Here is a 3,403-nt window from a genome sequence, read left to right as displayed (position 1 = left end):
ATACGAAAGGTGCGTGTAGACGGGTCAGAGGCGCGAGAAATGAACGATACATTTCCTTGTAATTGGCGATCTCCTGCCGCAAGTCGCGCACGCGCCGGTGCCCCAAGGCTGACGTGGTCAACTTCGGTTTCAGGCACGAAGCCTACAAGCTTGATCAGGTCGAGCTGGATAACCTGTGCGCAAATTGATCCTTTTTGCAGCAGACTACCCAATTCTGCGGTGTCACTTTCCAGCAGCCCCGAGAATGGAGCCTTGAGGGTCAAACGGTCAATTTCCGCTTCGGCAATCGCAACGGCAGCATCCGCTGATTGTATGCCGGATTTTGCCGCACTCAAACCGGCTCGGGCAGAGCTTAGGTTGGCGCGTGCCGCCGCGACGGCCGCCTCGGCGCTGGCAAGCGTTGTCTGCGACGAAAACCCTCCCTCGCCAAGCTTTTCTGCTGCATTCAGCTTGATCAGGGTTTCATCCAATCGCGCTTGGGCTTCCTCAACGCGCGCTTCTGCCTCGGGGACACGTGATTCGGCTTCGGCATGGCGGGCCACGGCTTCCTTTTGCTGCGCATCGCGTGTGCCCAGATCCAGTTCGCACAGGGCTTCACCCTCGGCAACCCGCGTACCCTTGCGCAACGGGGGCGATATGACAACGGCAGAAGTTTCGGACTGAACGGCAACCTGTCGTGCAGCCGCAGTCTGGCCGCGCACGACAATTGCCGAATCGAGCTGTTTGGCCTGGCTGCGCTGCACCACAACCTTGACGAGCGACTGATCGGCAACGTGTGACAGGCTGGTGGTGTCTTCCGACGGAGGCGCGGCACCGTTGAACCCCAGTGTATTCAACAGCGCTTCGCGCTCAAATATCGCCATGTACATAAATGCAGATACGGCAATCGCCGCCAGGATTGGAAAAATGCGCATTCTGAGCCTCGGCAAATTGTAGGTGCGGCCCGTCAGACCACTTCCAGGAGAGTATGTTGGGGGCTATGTAAGTGAAATTAACTGAACTGCATAGTTCAGTTTTGAAAAAATCAGTGATCTGCGGCCCTGTTGCCCCCGCGGTGGCTGGGTGCGATGCAGCCTAGCCCTTGGCAGGCCCGCAGGCGCAGGGTAAGAGAGGCGTTGAATAAGGGCGGGACCAATAAGATATGAGCGACACAGACAGTTTCATCGACGAAGTAAATGACGAGGTTCGCCGGGACAGATTTTATCTGCTGCTCAAACGCTATGGCTGGGTCGCCATTTTGGCGGTTGTATTGCTGGTTGGCGGAGCTGCATGGAATGAATATCAAAAAGCTCAAAACCGCGCGCGGGCCGAAGCATTAGGCGATGCGATGTTTGCGGCGCTTGCGGGAACCGATGCGGCTGCGCGTGCAGAAGCTCTGGGGGCGGTGAACACTGACAGCCCGCGTTCTGTTGCGATGCTGGCGTTTTTGAAAGCCGCAGAACAGTCTCAGGCTGGGGATAAAGATGCAGCCTTAGAAACGCTCAATGGTTTGGGCGCGAATGGCGATGTCCCAGCGATCTATCGGGAAATCGCTCAGTTCAAGGCGCTGACCCTGCAAGGGACCGACACCCCCGCCGCCGAACGGCGGCTGGCGCTCGAGGCATTGATACAGTCGCCTAGTCCTTTGCGTTTACTGGCGCAGGAACAGATGGCATTGATTGATATCGAAGAAAATCAGCCTCAGGCGGCGATTGATCGCTATCAAGAGATATTGCAGGATGCCGAGGTCACCTCGGACTTGCAACAGCGTGCCCTTCAGGTGATTGTTGCTTTGGGAAGCGAGCCTGACCTGGGTTCTGCCACTGCGGTGACGCCGCCAGAGCTCTCTTCGTCAGCAGGCGTTGGCGGCAACTGATATCGATCATCCTATGTGATCAGAAACACGAATTAAGAGCAGAAGTGAGCAGCGCCATGACCAAACTTCACAGCACCTTCGTAGCCAGATCCGTTCCGGGACGTTCTGCCTTGGTTGCCTCGGCCGTAGCTGGCGCATTGTTGCTGTCCGCATGCGCCGAGCCCGAGGCAATTCTACCCGGCAAACGCTTTGATGTACGCTCGATTTTGCGGGGTGATGACGGGTTCGTGGCGCAAGCCGATATTCCTGTTCCGGCCAATACCGTGCGTGGTATCTCGCTTCCTGCGGTCACGGCCAACGCAAACTGGACACAAAGCAACGGCACCCCAAGCACCCGCATCACGAATCCCGCGTTAAGCGCCGCGCCACGATTGGCATGGAGCGCGAATATCGGTAGCGGAGACAGCCGGAAACAGCGTATCACCGCATCGCCTGTGGTAATGGGCGGGCGCATATTCACGATCGATTCCAGTGCGCAAGTGACGGCAACCTCTGCATCCGGTGCCACATTGTGGACCCGCGACCTAACCCCGGATATGGATAGGGCGGGCGAAGCGTCGGGCGGCGGGCTGGCCGTGGACGGCAATACTTTGTACGTGTCCTTGGGGTTCGGTACCGTTACGGCACTTGATATGGACAGTGGCGGTACGAGGTGGACACAAGACCTTGACGCGAGCGGAACGGGCGCACCTACCGTATATGATGACATCGTTTATTTTACCGGTGGCGATGACACAGGCTGGGCCCTCAATAAGTCTGACGGGCGCATAAAGTGGCAAACAGGCTCCAGCACCAGTATGACCAATGTGCTTGGCGGTCCGGCACCCGCCATAAGCGCGCAGATTGCGGTAATGGCATTTGGCTCCGGCGAGGTGCAGGGCTTGTTCCGTCAAGGCGGCATGGACCGGTGGAGCACATCTGTCGTGGGCAAACGTTCCGGTCGGGCTGTGGCGAATATTTCGGATATTACTGGCAGTCCGGTGATCTCTGGTGATACCGTTTATGTAGGTAACCATTCGGGCCGACTGGCAGCGTTGACGCTGGGCGGGGGCGAACGGATTTGGACAGCGCGCGAAGGTGCTATTGGACCGGTCTGGCCCGCAGGCGATAGCATTTTTGTAGTAACAGACCTGAACGAGCTCGTGAGATTGGACGCGACTACGGGTGTTCGTATCTGGGGCACGCCGCTGCCGAACTTTGTAAAAGAGAAACCGAAGCGCCAGTCGGAAGTCTTTGCGCACTATGGGCCAATTGTCGCCGGAGGTAGGGTAATTGTCGCATCAAACGACGGCAAGTTGCGCAGTTTCGACCCCACCAACGGGGCCATGGTGGCAAGCGCCGATATTCCGGGCGGGGCGTCCTCGTCACCGGTTGTGGCTGGGGGCGTGCTTTATGTTGTATCGTCCAAGGGGCAATTGCACGCTTTCCGTTGACCGCCAAATAGGCTAGAGCGCAGGCTTGACCTTGTCTTCGGAGCCATCCCATGTCTTTCACCCTCGCCATTGTGGGGCGTCCCAACGTCGGTAAATCCACGTTATTCAACCGCCT

The 3,403-nt window shown here is 57.8% G+C and carries 4 protein-coding genes; 3 read left to right on the top strand and 1 reads right to left on the bottom strand.

From position 1 onward, the window contains the following. Positions 1-914: efflux RND transporter periplasmic adaptor subunit (locus ENI00_RS01635; RefSeq protein ID WP_304097855.1), on the bottom strand; the 914-nt coding region annotated here is incomplete at its 3' end. 227 nt (positions 915-1,141) lie between these two features. On the opposite strand from ENI00_RS01635, the gene ENI00_RS01630 reads away from it, so the two are divergent. From ENI00_RS01630 to ENI00_RS18685, 3 genes are all read left to right on the top strand, one after another. Beyond that, positions 1,142-1,855, top strand: coding sequence for a hypothetical protein (locus tag ENI00_RS01630; RefSeq protein WP_304097852.1), 714 nt, complete (start codon positions 1,142-1,144; stop codon positions 1,853-1,855). A gap of 56 nt (positions 1,856-1,911) precedes the next feature. After that, entirely contained in the window at positions 1,912-3,288 is a 1,377-nt protein-coding gene (locus ENI00_RS01625) for a PQQ-binding-like beta-propeller repeat protein (RefSeq protein ID WP_304097848.1), read from the top strand. A 50-nt stretch (positions 3,289-3,338) separates the two neighbouring features. Further along, a partial coding sequence (locus ENI00_RS18685) for a GTPase (RefSeq protein WP_414674189.1) occupies positions 3,339-3,403 on the top strand: 65 nt, incomplete at its 3' end.

It is taken from the genome of Marinobacter antarcticus (assembly GCF_011049865.1).
Taxonomy (GTDB): domain Bacteria; phylum Pseudomonadota; class Gammaproteobacteria; order Pseudomonadales; family Oleiphilaceae; genus Marinobacter; species Marinobacter antarcticus_A.
The sequence above is the reverse complement of the archived record's forward strand: the minus strand, read 5'-3'. Positions and strand labels throughout refer to the sequence as shown.

Bases quoted from the DNA above. Each gene is read 5' to 3' on its own strand.
- ENI00_RS01625 (WP_304097848.1), top strand. From the start codon at position 1,912: ATGACCAAACTTCACAGCACCTTCGTAGCCAGATCCGTTCCGGGACGT.
- ENI00_RS01630 (WP_304097852.1), top strand. From the start codon at position 1,142: ATGAGCGACACAGACAGTTTCATCGACGAAGTAAATGACGAGGTTCGC.